Origin of the sequence: Hymenobacter fodinae (assembly GCF_004745825.1) — a bacterium.
GTDB classification, from domain to species: Bacteria; Bacteroidota; Bacteroidia; order Cytophagales; family Hymenobacteraceae; genus Hymenobacter; species Hymenobacter fodinae.
Genome location: NZ_SRLA01000001.1, coordinates 86,942 through 103,145, shown reverse-complemented (window position 1 = coordinate 103,145; position 16,204 = coordinate 86,942). Strand labels below are relative to the sequence as shown.

The 16,204-nt window shown below is 58.1% G+C and carries 10 protein-coding genes; 8 read left to right on the top strand and 2 right to left on the bottom strand.

The annotated features are described in order from the left end of the window. Nucleotides 1-60: 60 nt before the first annotated feature. Together EU556_RS26395 and EU556_RS00410 are read left to right on the top strand one after the other, a co-directional pair. Nucleotides 61-1,677 carry an MFS transporter gene (locus tag EU556_RS26395; RefSeq protein WP_135429902.1) on the top strand — a complete coding sequence of 539 codons (1,617 nt, stop codon included), beginning with the start codon at nucleotides 61-63 and terminating at the stop codon, nucleotides 1,675-1,677. A gap of 221 nt (nucleotides 1,678-1,898) precedes the next feature. Next, nucleotides 1,899-2,996 (top strand): glycosyltransferase, encoded by a 1,098-nt coding sequence (locus EU556_RS00410; protein WP_135429900.1) that lies wholly within the window; start codon nucleotides 1,899-1,901, stop codon nucleotides 2,994-2,996. A gap of 28 nt (nucleotides 2,997-3,024) precedes the next feature. Here EU556_RS00410 and EU556_RS00405 read toward each other — a convergent pair whose 3' ends face one another. Both EU556_RS00405 and EU556_RS00400 read right to left on the bottom strand, forming a co-directional pair. Continuing rightward, nucleotides 3,025-3,432 (bottom strand): hypothetical protein, encoded by a 408-nt coding sequence (locus EU556_RS00405; RefSeq protein WP_135429898.1) that lies wholly within the window; start codon nucleotides 3,430-3,432, stop codon nucleotides 3,025-3,027. Nucleotides 3,433-3,611: 179 nt separating this feature from the next. Continuing rightward, on the bottom strand, nucleotides 3,612-5,330 hold the full coding sequence (locus EU556_RS00400) for a M28 family metallopeptidase (RefSeq protein ID WP_135429896.1): 1,719 nt from the start codon (nucleotides 5,328-5,330) through the stop codon (nucleotides 3,612-3,614). Nucleotides 5,331-5,587: 257 nt separating this feature from the next. Between EU556_RS00400 and EU556_RS00395 the strand changes: the two genes are divergently transcribed. From EU556_RS00395 to ybeY, 6 genes are all read left to right on the top strand, one after another. Then, the gene (locus EU556_RS00395; RefSeq protein WP_135429894.1) at nucleotides 5,588-8,647 is read left to right on the top strand and encodes a M16 family metallopeptidase; all 3,060 of its coding nucleotides are present in this window, start codon (nucleotides 5,588-5,590) and stop codon (nucleotides 8,645-8,647) included. A 177-nt stretch (nucleotides 8,648-8,824) separates the two neighbouring features. Continuing rightward, nucleotides 8,825-9,946, top strand: coding sequence for an MBL fold metallo-hydrolase (locus EU556_RS00390; RefSeq protein ID WP_210116194.1), 1,122 nt, complete (start codon nucleotides 8,825-8,827; stop codon nucleotides 9,944-9,946). 405 nt (nucleotides 9,947-10,351) lie between these two features. Further along, nucleotides 10,352-11,629 carry a BamA/TamA family outer membrane protein gene (locus tag EU556_RS00385; RefSeq protein ID WP_245327343.1) on the top strand — a complete coding sequence of 426 codons (1,278 nt, stop codon included), beginning with the start codon at nucleotides 10,352-10,354 and terminating at the stop codon, nucleotides 11,627-11,629. Between the two features lie 134 nt (nucleotides 11,630-11,763). Further along, the gene (locus EU556_RS00380) at nucleotides 11,764-15,183 is read left to right on the top strand and encodes a DUF4175 family protein (RefSeq protein WP_135429890.1); all 3,420 of its coding nucleotides are present in this window, start codon (nucleotides 11,764-11,766) and stop codon (nucleotides 15,181-15,183) included. A 51-nt stretch (nucleotides 15,184-15,234) separates the two neighbouring features. Beyond that, on the top strand, nucleotides 15,235-15,687 hold the full coding sequence (locus EU556_RS00375; protein WP_135429888.1) for an ATP-binding protein: 453 nt from the start codon (nucleotides 15,235-15,237) through the stop codon (nucleotides 15,685-15,687). 2 nt (nucleotides 15,688-15,689) lie between these two features. After that, nucleotides 15,690-16,178: an rRNA maturation RNase YbeY gene (gene ybeY, locus EU556_RS00370; protein WP_135429887.1), complete on the top strand. Its 489-nt coding sequence runs from the start codon at nucleotides 15,690-15,692 to the stop codon at nucleotides 16,176-16,178. Nucleotides 16,179-16,204: the final 26 nt, after the last annotated feature.

Here is a 16,204-nt window from a genome sequence, read left to right as displayed (position 1 = left end):
CTTCACTGGCCTAGGCCACCTCATTATCCCATCACCTCACCCCTTACCACTTCCCACCACATGGCAACCCGTGTAGCGGCGGCTTCCACCAGCACCCGCGAAAAACCCCGCCTGAGCTTCTGGCAAATCTGGAATATGAGCTTTGGCTTCCTGGGCATCCAGTTTGGCTTTGAGCTGCAGAACTCCAACGTTAGCCGCATCTTCGAAACCCTGGGCGCCAACAAGGATGATATTCCGATTCTATGGATTGCCGCGCCGGTGACTGGCCTACTGGTGCAGCCCATCATCGGTTACCTCTCCGACCGGACCTGGAGCCCACGCTTTGGCCGGCGCCGGCCGTTTTTCCTGATTGGGGCCATTCTGGCTTCGCTAGCTTTGCTGGTGATGCCCAACTCCTCGGCGCTGTGGATGGCGGGCGGCATGCTCTGGATTATGGATGCCAGCATCAACATTTCCATGGAGCCCTTCCGCGCCTTCGTCGGCGACAAGCTGCCTTCGGAGCAGCGCACGTCGGGCTTTGCCATGCAGAGCTTCTTTATTGGGGTGGGCTCGGTGGTGGCGGCTTTGCTGCCTTGGGTGTTTACCAACTGGCTGGGCATGAGCAATACGGCCCCAGCCGGCGAGATTCCGCCCTCAGTGAAGTGGGCCTTTTACGTGGGCGCGGCGGCTTTCCTCAGCTCGGTTATTTACACGGTAGTTACCAGCGACGAGACGCCACCCGAGGACATGGAAGCGTTCCGGGCCGAAAACGCCAAGGTGGGTATGTGGGATGGGCTGCGCGAGTCGTTCACGGGCATCTTCCACATGCCGGCGGCCATGCGCCAGCTGGCCATAGTGCAGTTTTTCACTTGGTTTGCGCTGTTCTCAATGTGGATTTACGCCACTAACGCCGTGACTAGCAACATTTACAACATGCGCGTAGACGCGCCCTTGTACCAGAAGCTAAAGGCCCAGATTACCGGCGCTCCGTCTGATAATGCTAACGCTAAAGAGCTGGACGGTTTGAAGCGCGACGTAGCCGAAATTGATCAGTTTCAGGCTAGCAGAACCGATAAGGTCATCAGCTTGAACATGGCTAATTACGCCCTGAACAAGGGGCAGCTGACCGAGCAGGAAAAGGCCACGGCCAAGCGCGTGCAGCAAGAGTACAATGATGGCGCCGACTGGTTGAGCTTGTGCTCTTCGGTGCGCAACGGGGTAGCAGCCGTCTTTGCGTTTATTATTCCGCTAATAGCGGCCCGTACCAGCCGCCGCCGCACGCACATGCTCTGCCTGCTGCTAGGTGGCCTAGGCCTTGTGTCGCTCAAATTCATCACTAACCCCGATTTTATCATTGTATCGATGGGGCTGGTGGGTATTGCCTGGGCTAGTATCCTCTCAATGCCCTACGCTATTCTGGCCGGCTCCTTGCCCGCCAACCGGATGGGCTACTACATGGGCGTATTCAACTTCTTCATCGTAATTCCGCAGATTGTGGCCGCTACCATCCTGGGCTACTTCACCGTAAACGTGTTCCAAGGCAATACCCTGAATACGTTGGTGCTGGGCGGGGGCTCCATGATCTTGGCGGGCCTCCTGACCCTCTGGGTGAAAGACAACGACGATGTAAAACCTGGCGCTCAGATAACCGACTCGCCCGGCTACGACACCCCAACCGCAGTTGTACCCAAAATGTAAGCTCCTACTGAAACAGGCCTAGAATGAAACACGCTCCTTCTGCTTTGGTGGAAGGGGCGTGTTTCATTCTAGGCCTGTCCGTATTTCTACGAGGTGGCTTATAGTAAAATAAGCATTTACCCCTTTCTACCAATTAGCGCGCGGGCCGTATTCCATAGACAATCAGCGCCGCACCTTAGCCCTCAGCCGATGGGGCGGCCTATCATTCTGACAGGCAGCGTATGGTATTTCCGGTTATCTTCTTCGGCGTATTTTTCGGGTTATTCTTGCTGATGTTGCTCTTGCTGGTGCTGCCTCGCCCCGCCCTACAAGACACTGGCGCCCGGCCCCGCGTGAGCATCCTGATTGCTGCCCGCAACGAAGAAGCTACCATTGAGCGCTGCCTGCAGGCCCTCACGCAGCTGAACTACCCACCGGAGCAGTTGGAAATCCTGATCGGCGACGATGCTTCTACCGACAATACCATGGCGGTGGTGGAGGCTTTCATCAAGGATAAACCTCAGTTCCGGCTGTTGCCCATCCGGCACCGACTGGGCACTTCTAAAGGCAAAAGCAATGTGCTGGCCCACCTCTGCCGCGCCGCTACCACCGACTACTTCCTCTTCACTGATGCCGATATGGCCCTGGCGCCCAATTGGGTGCAGACGATGCTGGCGGCCGCGCCCGAGGGCGTAGGCGTTGTAACGGGCATCACCACCGCCGACGGCAACCTTTTTGGGCGCCTGCAAGGGCTCGATTGGCTGTTTGGCTTGAGCCTGATTCGGGTGCTTACTGACCTAGGCCTGCCCATTACAGCGGTGGGCAACAACATGCTCGTGACCCGGGCTGCTTATGAGTCGATTGGGGGGTACGAGGCGCTGGCGTTTAGCATCACGGAGGACCTGCAGCTGTTCGAGCAGATTGTAGGCCAGGGGTGGGGCTTCCGCAACATCATTTCTCCGAGTGCGCTGGGCGTATCAGTACCGCAGCCTACAGTGCGCCACCTACTGCAACAGCGCAAACGCTGGATGAAGGGTGCCAGCCGGTTGCCCTGGCAACTTACGGTGTTGTTCAGCTCCTACGGCTTTTTCTACACTATACTAGGGTGGCCGGGCTTGCTGCCCTACACCACTATTGCGTTGCTATATGCCGCTAAGGTGCTATGCCAGACGCTGTTCCTGACCATTACACTCCGGCAGGCTGGTCGGCGCGAGTCGTGGCAGGTGGTGTTTTTTTACGAGTTCTATCTACTGGTCATGTCGGTAGCAGCCTTGGTCTACACTGTTTGGCCATCTTACATTCAGTGGAAAGAACGGCGCTACCGGTGGGCCGAGGGCTAGGCCACTCCGCCCTGCTGGGGCCTTCTGCTTAATTGCCCGATTGAAGCCATTGCTGGGCTGGCATCTCCTCGGTAAACACGCGAATATCAGTGCCGCCATCCGTCGGAGTGTCCAGCTCTAATAAGCGGGGCCGCAGAATATCGGCGTGGTAGGGGGTGGTCAGGTAGGCCAGTCGGCGGGTGGTATCGGGCAGGGCAGCCTGAAAATCAGAGCGAAACTCCCGTAATACCCATTGCAAATCGTTTGGGTCGGCTAGTCCTCGACTACGCAAGTCTACCAGCCAGCGCCCCGCTTGTTCTTTCCGAGCTAGTTGAAGAGCAGCTTGATACCCGGCCCGATGCTCCGCCGGAGAAGCCGGCCTCTTCCACCGCAGAAACAGCAGCCGAAGGTCAGGACGGTAGGAGAGAGCCACATAGTCGATTTCGGGTGCTTGCATGAGGAAAGTCAATTGCAGCAAAGGTAGGGCTTACTTATCCCATTTTGAGACACCTTGCAAATTTTTCTAACATGACCTTTATCATACCAGCTTCTTGATGATTTTCACATGAACTCAACACAAAGGGGGCACCGCAAGTTATTTTGCGGTGCCCCCTTTCGTTTGTTATTCTCCGTATCCTAAGCCTTCGGTTTCTGTCCCATGCTCTTCTCCCGGATAGCCCGGAACTCGGAACTGGGCTTCCAGTTGGGGAAGGTGGTTTCTCCAGCGAGACGCTGCCCTACCCTAAACAACAGGCGGGCATCTTGCTCCATACCCCGCAGGTCCCAGTTGGGGTTATACTCATCCGAGGGCTGGTGGTAGTGCTTCTCCTCAAACTCGGCGTGCTGCTGCGTGATGTAGTCCTTGCCCTTGGCCCGGCTGTCGGCGGCTCCGCTAGCATAGAGCGAGGGTACGCCCACCTTGGCAAAGTTGAAGTGGTCGGAGCGGTAGTAGAACCCTTTCTCCGACTGCGCATCGGGCTGAATGTAGCGGTCCTGCTCTTTTGCCGCCGCGCGGGCGTAGTCATCCAGATCTGACTGGCCGTAGCCCACCACGGTCAGGTCGCGCATGGGCCCGAAGGAGGAGAGAGCATCCATATTGATGTCGGCCACCGTTTTGTTGAGGGGAAACAGGGGGTGGGCCGCATAGTAACCCGAGCCCAGTAGGCCTTGCTCTTCGCCCGTTACGGCCAGAAACACAATGCTGCGGGCGGGTGGCTGGGGCAATTTGGTGAAGGCTTTGGCAATGCTAAGCAGGGCCGCGCAGCCGCTGGCGTTATCCACCGCACCATTGTAAATAGAGTCGCCGTTGATGGCGGGGCCAATGCCGAGGTGGTCCCAGTGCGCCGAGTAGATGATGTACTCATTGGCCCGGGCGGCACCGGGCAGCACCGCCACCACATTTTTGGAGTTGCGGCGGCGCAGTTGGTTCTGCACGCTCACGCTCAGGGTCAGACCTATGGGCTGTGCCTTAAAGCCCTTTTTATTGGCGGCAGCGTAGAGCTGGTCGTAGTTAAGGTTAGCAGCCTGAAACAGCTTTTTGGTAGCGTCGAGGGTCAGCCAGCCTTCAATGGCGCACTTGCTGGCACCCTTATCGGCGGTTTGGGGGCGCAGCTTGGCGCCGGAGTAGCTGCTCTGCACCACCGACCACGGGTAGGCGGCCGGCTTAGTGTCGTGCACAATGAGTAGGCCGGCGGCACCCTGGCGGGCGGCTTCCTCATATTTATACATCCAACGGCCGTAGTAGGTCATAGCCTTGCCCTTGAACATGGTAGTGTCATTGCCGGCATTACCGGGGTCATTCACCAATACCACTACGGTTTTGCCCTTCACGTCGAGGCCCGCGTAGTCGTTCCAGCCGTACTCGGGGGCTACCACGCCATAGCCGGCAAACACCAGTTCGGAGTTTTTAAGGGCTACCGAGGGCACTTCTCGCTCGGTAAAGGCCATGAAGTCGGTTTTGTAGTTGAAGGTCAGGTTCTGGCCCTTGCCGGTTACCTGCATGGTGCTGGAGGGCGTACCCGTAATTTCTACCAAGGGCACGTTCTGGAAGTAAGAGCCATCGGGTCCGGGCTTCAGGCCCAGTTTCTTAAACTCGTCGGCTAAATAGGCAGTGGCTTTTTCCTCGCCCGCGGTGAAGGGTTTGCGACCCTGAAACTCATCGGAAGCCAGCACCTTGATGTGGTTCCCGATGTCGGCCGTTGTGATGCCGTCGGGTGGGGAGGCAGTGGTGGTGTCGGCGGCAGCAGTAGCAGTACCGGCAGCAGTAGTGGTTGAGGAGGTGTTACCCTGGCAGCCGGCCAACAGGCCTAGCAGCAGGGCCGGGCCCGCCAGGGCGGCGGAAGAAAGAACGCGCATACGCAGGTAGGGGAGAAGTGTAGAGTATCTGGAGTGGCCTAGCGCCCATTTGCAGTTGCTAGGCCACTCCGGTTCAAGGTGCCGAAAATCTGCTGGAATTACATCCCCTTGGTTGAAAGCATTTGGAGCGGCTTAGTGCTGCTCACTGCCCCGGAATAGGCCTAGGCCACTACTTGCATCTTCCTATTTTTTACTGTGTCTTTGACGGCGTAACTTCCGGGCTACGAACTTTCTTCATCCTCTATTTCCCCTATTTAATGACTCGTAATCATCTGCTCTTGCTTGGGCTGGGCTTCTCCCTAGCCTTCAACCCGGCAATGGCTCAACAAAAGTCTACTCCCAAGCCACCCACGGTTCAGAAAGCGCCTGCTGCTACGGCTGGTGGGGCCAAGCTGGTGGAGAAAGTAACCCGCAAGGGCAATGAGCTGGTTATCCCGTATGAGAAGTACGTGCTGCCCAACGGCCTCACCCTCATTGTGACAGAAGACCACTCTGACCCGCTGGTACACGTAGACGTGACCTACCACGTGGGCTCGGCCCGGGAGCAGATCGGTAAGTCGGGCTTTGCGCACTTCTTTGAGCACATGATGTTCCAAGGCTCCGACCACGTGGGCGACCAGCAGCACTTCAAGCTGGTAACCTCGGCCGGCGGTTCCCTCAACGGCTCTACCAACCTCGACCGCACCAACTACTACGAGACCCTGCCCAGCAACCAGTTGGAAACCGGCCTGTGGCTGGAAGCCGACCGCATGGGCTTCCTGCTGGATGCCGTATCGCAGAAGAAATTTGAAATTCAGCGCTCTACGGTAAAGAACGAGCGCGGCCAGCGCGTGGATAACGCCCCCTACGGGCAGGCCAACGAGTATATCATCCGGACGCTGTACCCCTACGGCCACCCCTACTCGTGGTCGACGATTGGCTACCTCGAAGACCTGGACCGTTCTGACGTGAACGACCTCAAGAACTTCTTCCTGCGCTGGTACGGCCCCAACAACGCCACTCTCACCGTAGGCGGCGATGTGAAGACGGCTGAGGTGGTGAAGATGGTGGAGAAGTACTTCGGCCCCATCAACCGCGGCCCGGCCGTGGCGAGCCAGAAGCTGGCGCCCGTGAAGCTGACCCAGGACCGCTACGTGAGCTACCAGGACAACGTACGCTTCCCGATGCTGCGCATGGTGTACCCAACCGTTCCTAACGGCCACCCCGACGACGTGCCGCTGGCCGTGCTAGCTCAGGTTATCGGGCAGGGCAAGAACTCCCTGATGTACAAGAACCTGACGAAGCCCCAGAAGGCCGTGCAGGCTACGGCCTACAGCAGCAACAACGAGCTGGCCGGCGAGTTCTCACTGATTGCGCTGCCCTTCCCCGGCAAAACCCTCGACTCATTGGAGCTGACGCTGCGCAAAACTCTGAAGGAGTTTGAAACCCGTGGCGTAACCGACGAGGACATTCAGCGCTTCAAGGCTTCCGAAGAAGCTGACCTGATCAATGGTCTGAGCAGCGTAAACGGCAAGGTAAACCAGCTGGCCGCCAACCAAACTTACTTCGGTAACCCCAACCGACTGCCCGAGGACTTGAAGCGCATTCGGGCCGTGACCAAGGCCGATGTGCAGCGCGTGTACAACCAGTACCTGAAGGGCAAGTCGGCGGTAATTCTGAGCGTAGTGCCCAAGACTGGTGGCGTGCAGCCTGCCAAAGCCGACAACTACACTGTAAGCAAGGAAGGCTACAAAGCCCCCGACTACGGCTACGAAGGCCTGAAATATGTGAAGGCGACGGATACGTTTGACCGCAGCAAGCAGCCCGCCGCCGGGGCCAACCCGGTAGTGCAGGTGCCCGCCATCTGGCAGACGTCTCTGGATAACGGCCTGCGCGTAATTGGTACCCGCAACCAGGAAATTCCGACGGTTACCATGCTGATGACCATCCGGGGTGGCCACCGCCTGGAGCAGACCATGCCTAACAAGGCCGGTATTGCTTCCCTCACGGCGGCCATGCTGAATGAAGGCAGCCAGAAGTACACCGGCGAGCAGTTCAGCTCCGAGCTGGATAAGCTGGGTAGTACCGTGCGCGTTTCGGCCGGCGACGACAACACCACGGTGTACGTGCAAAGCCTGACCAAGAACCTGCCCGCCACCATGAAGCTGCTGGAAGAGCGCCTCATGCACCCGCGCTTCGACCAGGCCGACTTCGACCGCATCAAGAAGCAGACGCTGGAGAACATTGCCAATCAGAACACCCAGCCGGTAGTCATTGCTGATAAGGCGTACTCGCGCCTGCTCTACGGCCCTAGCAACATCCTGAACGTGCCCACGAGCGGTACGGCTGCCACGGTGTCGGCCCTGACGCTGGATGACGTGAAGCAGTTCTACCAGCAGTACTACGCGCCCAACGTGAGCTACCTGGTAGCCGTGGGCGACGTGGACCAGAACACGCTCACTCCTCAGTTGGCTTTCCTGAAGGCTTGGCCTCAGAAGAATATCAGCCTGCCCGCCGGTGAAAATGCACCCAAGCCCGACAAAACGCGCATCTACTTCGTGAACAAAGATGGTGCTGCGCAGTCGGAAATCCGGGTGGGTTACCTCACGCCCTTCACCTACGATGCTACCGGTGACTACTACCGCGCTTACCTCTCCAACTACCTGCTGGGCGGGGCCTTCAACTCGCGCATCAACCTGAACCTGCGCGAAGACAAAGGCTACACCTACGGTGCCCGCTCGGGCTTCAGCAGCACCCGCTACGTGGGTCCGTTCACGGCCTCAGCGGGCGTGCGCGCCGATGCCACCGCCGCCTCGGTGAAGGAGTTCATGAAGGAAATTCAGAACTACCGCAACGGAGTTTCTGATGAGGAACTGCAGTTCCTGAAATCATCGGTGGGCCAGAACGATGCCCTGCGCTACGAGACTGGCCAGCAGAAGGCCGCCTTCCTCTCGCGCTTGGTGGAGTACGACCTGCCCCAGGACTACGTGAAGCAGCAGAGCCAGATTTTGAAGAACCTGACCAAGGAAGATGTGCAAGCCAGCGCGCAGAAATACCTACCCGCCGACAACATGTACATCCTGGTAGTAGGTGACCGCGCTAAGTCGTTCCCCGGCCTCGCTGAGTTGGGCTATGAAGTGGTTGAGCTAGACACGGAGGGCCTGCCCCTCGCCGCCTCTACCCCCATGGCCGCTCCGGCCCCCGCTGCTGTAACGCCCCCCGCCGACAATGAGAAGATGAAAATCAAGACCAAGGACGCGAACGGCAAAAAGGAGAAGCGCAAGGCTAAGAAAGACAAAGACGAAAAAGCTGACGCAAAATCTGCCGATGCCAAGTAACCTGGCCTAGCGCGGTATTACCACCCGCTCTAGCTTCACAAACCGCCCTGTCCGTTTAGTCGGGCAGGGCGGTTTGCTGTTTGTAGGCCATCGATTGGCCTAGCGCGTAAGGTATTTGTAGGGTTTATGCGTCTGCTTACTCCACTACCCCGGGCTGAGCCCGAACTAATTGAAGCTATGCGTAAATCGTTGAGAGTACTTGGCCGCCTGACTGCCAGTCTGATAGTTGTACTGTTGGTGGTGGGCGTGGCCTTTGCCAAACTGAGCCCCGAGTTGGGCGGCAAACCCACCAAAGCCCAACGACTGGCCTACGCTAAGTCGGGTCACTACGAGGACGGGGAGTTCAAGAACTTGGTGCCCACGGAGATGATGACAGGCGGTAGCACCTTCTCGGTGCTGTGGAAATTTCTGTTCAGCAAGACGCCCAACGCCAAGCCCGACGGCCCCCTGCCTACGCAGCCGCTCATGGCCGCCTACATTGAGCAGAAAGCCCCTGAAACGGTGCGGGCCACTTGGTTTGGGCACTCGGCGAGCTTGGTTGAAATAGCTGGCAAAAACATTCTCCTCGACCCCATGCTAAGCGTGAAAATGGGCCCCCTTTCCTGGGTCACGCCCAAGCGCTACAACCCGCAGCTGGCCATTACCGCCGAGGAGCTGCCGCCCATTGATGCCGTACTAATTTCTCATGACCACTACGACCACCTCGATTACCAGAGCATCCTGCGGCTCAAGGACAAGACCAGCAATTTCTACGTGCCGCTGGGCGTAGGGGCCCACCTGCTAGCCTGGGGCGTGGCGCCCGAAAAGGTACACGAGCTGGACTGGGGCGACTCAGTAAAGCTGCCCGGCCTGACCATCTTCAGTACGCCGGCTCGTCACTTCTCCGGCCGCGGCCTCACCAACCGCAACTCCACCTCCTGGAGTTCCTGGGTAATAAAATCGGCGACAAAACGCGTGTTCTATAGCGGCGACGGGGGCTACGGACCTCACTTTCAGGCCATCGGCCGTCAGCATGGCCCCTTTGATTTGGCCCTGATGGAGTGCGGCCAGTACGATGCTCAGTGGGCCAACATCCACATGCTGCCCGAGCAAACCGTGCAAGCCGCCCTAGATATACAGGCCAAGGTGCTGCTGCCCGTTCACTGGGGTGCTTTCACCGAAGCCCACCACCCGTGGAACGACCCCGTGAAGCGCGCCTCCGCCGCAGCCGCTCGCCATAGCCTACCTATGACTACCCCCCAGCTAGGCCAACCCGTAACCCTAGGGCAGCCCCTCCCGCAGCTGCAGTGGTGGCAGTAGCCGGAACCTTATTTAATAAACTAGGCTAAAGCTAGTTCCCCTCCTCAGCTGAGAAGGGGTTTGGGGTGGTTGACTGGCCTAGAACGGCTTACTCCAGATCGTTCACCCCCTGAACGTCATTCCGAGCGCAGCCGAGGAATTTCGCGTGCTGATGTTGTCGAGGTAATCCAATGATTCGAGCGAGATTCCTCGGCTGCGCTCGGAATGACGTTCTCTGTAAACAGCGATTGGTCAATTACCCCTTAACCCTTCCTTATCTGAGGAGGGGAACTAGCTTTAGCGTCCCACTAATCGAGTAATAACCAAGAGTGGTTGAAAAACTTAAACCGCTCCTAATCATTTGCCGGACCTTTGAGTTTTAGATATCTCGGCACTGAAGTATAGCGGGCCGGAAGAATATGCACAGTGTTACAAGTAAATAGAAAGGGTAGCCTAGGCCTATTGCTCGGCGGGCTGCTGAGCGGCCCAGTTTCTGCCCAGGCGCCCGATACGGCCGCAGCCATGGCCCCTCCGCGCCACAGCGTGCAGCTAGTGGGAGTAGGGCGGCGGCCCCAGCAGGATGTGGTGGATTTGTACCGCACCCTCTTTCCCAAGACCCACATGGCGGCCCACGACTCGGCGGCCTTAGGCCAGGGGCGCAAGTTTGTATGGGTGATTCCGGCCATTGGCTACACCCAGCAAACCCGCTTGCTGGCCCAGCTCACGGGTAACGTGGCCTTTCAGCGGGCCGGAGCAAACATGTCGACGCTGGTATCGGCCCTGAGCTATACCCAGAACAAACAGATCATTCTCACGGCTACCTCTAGCATCTGGAACCCCGGCAACCGCTTCAATTGGGTGGGCGACTGGCGGGTGATGCACTACCCGCAGAGCACCTACGGCCTGGGCATGCACACCTCCCTCGACCGCGCCGTGCTGATGGACTATAACTACCTGCGGGTGTACCAGAGTGGCCTTCGCAACATCAGCAAAGATTTGTACGCGGGTCTGGGTTACCAGCTCGACTACCACTGGGACATTGTAAGCCGCTCCGACGGCCAGGAAGTAGACCGCATTTCCTACTACCAGGACGGGGTACGGGGCGAGTCGGTTTCCTCCGGGCCTACCATGAGCCTGCTCTACGACAGCCGGGGTAACAGCATTAACCCGCTGGGTGGCACCTACGTGAACACGGTGCTCCGGTTCAACTCGCAGTGGCTGGGCAGCGACAACAATTACCAGACCTTGCTGGTAGATGCCCGCCACTACATCAAGCTGGCGCCCACCTCCCAGGACGTGCTGGCTCTGTGGTCGTACAACGCCCTCACCCTACACGGCAATCCGCCCTTTCTGGACCTACCTAGTACTGGTTGGGACACTTACAGTAATATGGGGCGCGGCTTTATTCAGGGCCGTTTCCGGGGTAAGAATTTGCTGTATGCCGAGGCCGAGTACCGTTTCGGCATCACCCGCAACCGCCTGCTGGGCGGCGTAGTGTTCGGCAACGCGCAAACCGTTTCTGAAAACTCGCCTCTGGCTTCCGGCACTTTACTTACCGCCCGCTTCGATAAAGTAGTGCCCGCCATAGGGGCTGGCCTACGCCTTAATCTCAATAAAGTATCCCGCACTAACCTCTCCGTTGATTACGGTATTGGTGCCGATGGGTCGAGAGGCCTAGCCTTCAACTTGGGTGAGGTGTTTTAGGGGAGTGGATACAGGCGGCTTCGAAACGGAACATTTTACCCCTTCCCGTACGTCCTTCCAGTGAGGAGACGGGTTGGTGCATCCTGCGCCCTTAAATCCGTATCTTTCCCAGGCCTGAAACTGGCTGAAGACCTATGGTGGAGCAAGACCCTGCAACAACCCGGGCGCTGGACGATGTGCTGGCCCGGCTCGATGCCTTTAAGCGTAAATTTTATCTGAGTTTGCTGGTGCGGGGGGCGCTGGTGGCCGGCGGGCTGCTGCTCACCCTGTTTCTGGTAGTCAACCTGCTTGAGTACTTCCTGTACCTGCCCACGTGGGTGCGGGCCGGGCTGCTATTCGGGTTCGTAGGCCTGTCGGTGTACGCGTTTGGGCGCTGGATCTGGCAGCCGCTGGCCGCCCTCACCAACCTGCGCCGCATGCTCACCGATGAGCAGGCCGCCCGCCGGGTGGGGGAGTTGTTCCCTGACGTGCAGGACCGCCTGCTCAACGCCCTGCAGCTACGGGGCCAGGCCCAGACCAACGCCCTGCTAGCCGCCAGCCTCGACCAACGCGCGGCCCAGCTACGCGGCGTAGAGTTCAGCCAGGGCATCAACATCAAAAGCCAGACTAGGCCACTCTGGAAGTACGTAGCCGTGCCCGCCGCCGTGGTTGTGCTGGTGCTCTTGATTTACCCGGCCTTGTTCGTGCAGGGCACCGAGCGGATTCTGCACTACAACAACAAGTACAGCCCACCTGCGCCGTTCCGGTTTGTAATTGAGAATAAGAACCTGAAAGCCTTCAAGGGCGAAGATTTTACCCTGGATGTAGCCGTGGAAGGTGAGGCCCTGCCTAACGAAATCAGTATTGAGTACGGAGGGCGTACTCGCCGCCTGACCCGTGGCCAGGGCAACCGCTTCCAGTACCAATTTCGGCAGCTCCAGCAGGACGTAAACTTTCAGCTTTCGGCAGCCAACGTTACCTCCTCCGACTACGACCTGAAGGTGCGGGAGCGGCCCAACCTGCGCGACTTTGCTGTGCGAGTGGCCTACCCGGCCTACATTGGTAAGCCCGCCGAAACCATCCGCAACTCCGGCAACCTCACGGTGCCCGAAGGCAGCACGGTGCAGTGGGAGTTCACTACCGCCGCCACCGATAAGCTGCAGCTGCAGTTCCGCAACCCCGACGAAACCGTGACGGCCGAAGCCAATGACGAGCTGTTCCGAGTGAGCCGCAAGGTCATGCGTAGCCAAGATTACTCGGTGCAGCTCCAGAATAGCTTCAGCCCCAACCGCGACCCAATTCAGTACCAGCTCACCGTAATTCCAGACCAAGCGCCTGAGATTACGCTGGAAAGCTTCCAGGATACTACCTCGCTCCGCTTCCTGGCCCTGGCCGGCAACGTACGCGACGATTATGGCCTCTCACGCCTGCAGCTGCATTACCGCGTGCTGAGCAAGGCCCGGCCCAATGCTGCCTATCAAACCCGCGCCCTGCCCCTGGGCAGCGGACCCAACCAGAGCTACGCCCACCAGTGGGATATCCGGCCGCTAGGCCTCAAGCCCGGCGACCGGCTAGAGTATTTTGTGCAGGTGTGGGACAACGACGGCGTGCACGGCCCGAAATCGGCGCGGAGCCGGGCGGCGGAGTTCCGGCTGCCCTCACGCACCGAAATGCGCCAGCAGCTGGCCTCGCAGAGCCAGGCGGTGCAGAGCCAACTGAGCCAGTCGAAGGAGCAGAGCAAGAAGATGGAGCGGGAGCTAGCCAAGGCCGAGGACAAGCTCAAGGTGAAGCGCGACCTGAACTTCCAGGACCGCAAGCAGCTCAAGGACATGCTGGACCAGAAACAGCAGATGGACCAGGCCCTCGACGAGTTGAAGAAGCAGTTTGAGCAATTGCAGGAGCAGCAAAATCAGCTCAACCCGGAGAAAAACGAGGAGCTGGCCGAGAAAGCCAAGGAGTTGCAGAAGCTGATGGAAACCCTGCTCGACCCGGAGACCAAGAAGCTCTACGAGGAGCTGCAGAAGCTCCTGGACCAGCAGAAAGACCAGAACCAGCCTGAAATGCAGAAGCTCCTGCAACAACTCGAAAACAAGGAGAACACCTTGCAGAAAGAGCTGGAGCGCGCTCTAGAAATGTTCAAGCAGTTGCAGTTTGAGCAGAAGCAGGACCAGGCTCTGGAAAAGCTGCAGGAGCTAGCCAAGGAGCAGGAGAAGTTAGCCGAGGAAACCCAGAAGAACGATAAGAACTCCGGCGATGCTCCTAAGGACAAAGCCCAGCAGCAACAAAAGCAGCAGGAGTTGCAACAAAAGCAGGCCGAGCAGAAGCAGCAGTTTGAGGAGCTAAAGCAGGACCTCAAGGACATGAAGGAACTGGACAAGCAGCTCGACGACCAGAATGGGGCCGACGAGATGAAGCAGGAGCAGCAGGACGTGGACCAGCAGCAGCAGGAAAGCCAGGAGCAGCTCTCAAAAAACCAGAACCAGAAGGCCAGTCAGAGCCAGAAGCAAGCTGCAGACAAGATGAAGCAGATGGCTCAGAAAATGCAGCAACAGCAAGAAGAAGAGGAATCTGACCAGCAGCAGCAGAACATCGACGACCTGCGCGACATCCTGGAAAACTTGCTTAAGCTTAGCTTCGATGAGGAAGCCCTGATGAAGCAGTTCCGCACCGTTGACCAGTCTGACCCGCGCTTTGTGCAGCTCGGCCAGACCCAGCGCAAGCTTAAGGACGACGCCCGCGTGGTGCAGGACTCCTTGTATGCGCTGGCCAAAAAGGTTTTCCAGATTCAGAGCTTTGTGACCCGTGAGGTGGGCGAGATGAACGGCCGCATGGACGAAAGCCTCGACCAAATTCGGCAGCGTAACGTGGGCCGGGCCACCAGCTCGCAGCAGCTAGCCATGACCAGCATGAACAACCTAGCCCTGATGCTCAATGATGCCCTGCAACAAATGCAGGAGCAGCAGCGCCGAAGCCAGCAGCAACAGCAGGGTGGGGGAGGCAAAGGCAGCCGCAAAAAGAAGAAAGGCAGCGCCGCCGGCGAGGGCCAGCTAGGCCGCATGCAGCAGCAACTCAACCAGCAAATTCAGCAGCTGCAGCAGAGTGGTAAGCAGGGTCGCGCCCTCAGCGAAGAGTTGGCTAAACTGGCTGGGCAGCAGCAAATGCTGCGGCAGGCCATGCAGGAGCTAGAGCGCATGCAGCAGAAAAACGGAGGCAAACCGGGTACCAACAAAGATGGCAAAGGCCAGGACGGTGCCGGGGGTCTCGGCGACGTTAAAAAAATGATGGAACAAACCGAAACCGACCTCGTAAACAAGCGGCTGACGGAGCAAACTGTTCTGCGTCAGCGTCAAATCCTGACCCGCTTGCTGGAAGCCGAGAAATCGGCTCGGGAGCGAGACCAGGACGATAAGCGCGAAGCCCAGACGGCCCAGAATCGTCCGCCTGTTTTTCCGCCGGCATTTGATCAGTACAAACGCCAGCAAAATCGGCAAACGGAGCTGCTCCGCACGGTTCCACCCGCCCTCACGCCGTACTATCAGCGCGAGGTCAGTGAATATTTTCAGAAAATGAAGTAGCGTTGAGCTACTTTTACCGCCCCTACGCCGCTTTCCCTCTTTTCTCTTTTTATGAAGCAGGTTAAAATTCAGATTCCTTCGCTGGTCGAAAATATCCGCGTGGTGGAGAGTTTCATCGACAACTCGAAGGATACGTTTCACATTGAGGACGACATCTACGGCAACATTATGGTGGCCGTCACAGAGGCGGTAAACAACGCCATTCGGCACGGTAACAAGTTCGACAAGGACAAGAACGTATTTCTGTCGCTGCAGGTAGATACCGACCGCGTGAAGTTTGAGGTAGAAGACCAGGGCGAAGGTTTCGACTACACCAACCTTCTCGACCCTACCGCTCCCGAGAACATCGAAAACCCCGGTGGTCGGGGCATCTTCCTGATCCGGCACTTAGCCGACGAGGTGGAGTTCCAGAAGGATGGCCGCAATGTGCAGCTGACGTTCTTCTTGCCTAACCCCCAGGAGCCTGCTCTGAACGACGCCGAAAACGCTTCCGCCAGCAACTAAGTATGAGCGACTTTCCGCACGACCACGACGAGTTTGAGGACAACGATACCACCCACGAGCACGAGGTACACGGTATCGAGTTTCTGGTGGAAGATGTCGAGTTCGAGTTAGGCGACGCTGAATCGTTGACTTCCTGGATTGAACAGGTAGCCAAGGTGCACGAGTACGAGATTGTACAGCTCACCTACATCTTCTGCTCCGATGAGTACCTGCACAAGGTAAACATGGAGTACCTCGACCACGACACCTACACCGACGTCATCACCTTCGATAATGCCGATACGTCGGACATTATTGAGGGCGACATCTTCATCTCGGTGGAACGCGTGCGGGATAATGCCGAAAAGCTGGGCGTACCCTTCCGCGACGAGCTGCACCGCGTTATGATTCATGGCGTGCTGCACCTGCTAGGCTACGCCGACAAGGACCTGCTCAGCCAGACTGCCATGCGCAAGAAAGAAGATTACTGCCTCTCCTTGCGCACCTTCTAGGCCTATTGATCTGACGTTGACCCAAT

Coding starts and splice junctions, on each gene's coding strand:
- EU556_RS26395 (WP_135429902.1), top strand. CDS start 61: ATGGCAACCCGTGTAGCGGCGGCTTCCACCAGCACCCGCGAAAAACCC.
- EU556_RS00410 (WP_135429900.1), top strand. CDS start 1,899: ATGGTATTTCCGGTTATCTTCTTCGGCGTATTTTTCGGGTTATTCTTG.
- EU556_RS00405 (WP_135429898.1), bottom strand. CDS start 3,432: ATGCAAGCACCCGAAATCGACTATGTGGCTCTCTCCTACCGTCCTGAC.
- EU556_RS00400 (WP_135429896.1), bottom strand. CDS start 5,330: ATGCGCGTTCTTTCTTCCGCCGCCCTGGCGGGCCCGGCCCTGCTGCTA.
- EU556_RS00395 (WP_135429894.1), top strand. CDS start 5,588: ATGACTCGTAATCATCTGCTCTTGCTTGGGCTGGGCTTCTCCCTAGCC.
- EU556_RS00390 (WP_210116194.1), top strand. CDS start 8,825: ATGCGTAAATCGTTGAGAGTACTTGGCCGCCTGACTGCCAGTCTGATA.
- EU556_RS00380 (WP_135429890.1), top strand. CDS start 11,764: ATGGTGGAGCAAGACCCTGCAACAACCCGGGCGCTGGACGATGTGCTG.
- EU556_RS00375 (WP_135429888.1), top strand. CDS start 15,235: ATGAAGCAGGTTAAAATTCAGATTCCTTCGCTGGTCGAAAATATCCGC.
- ybeY (WP_135429887.1), top strand. CDS start 15,690: ATGAGCGACTTTCCGCACGACCACGACGAGTTTGAGGACAACGATACC.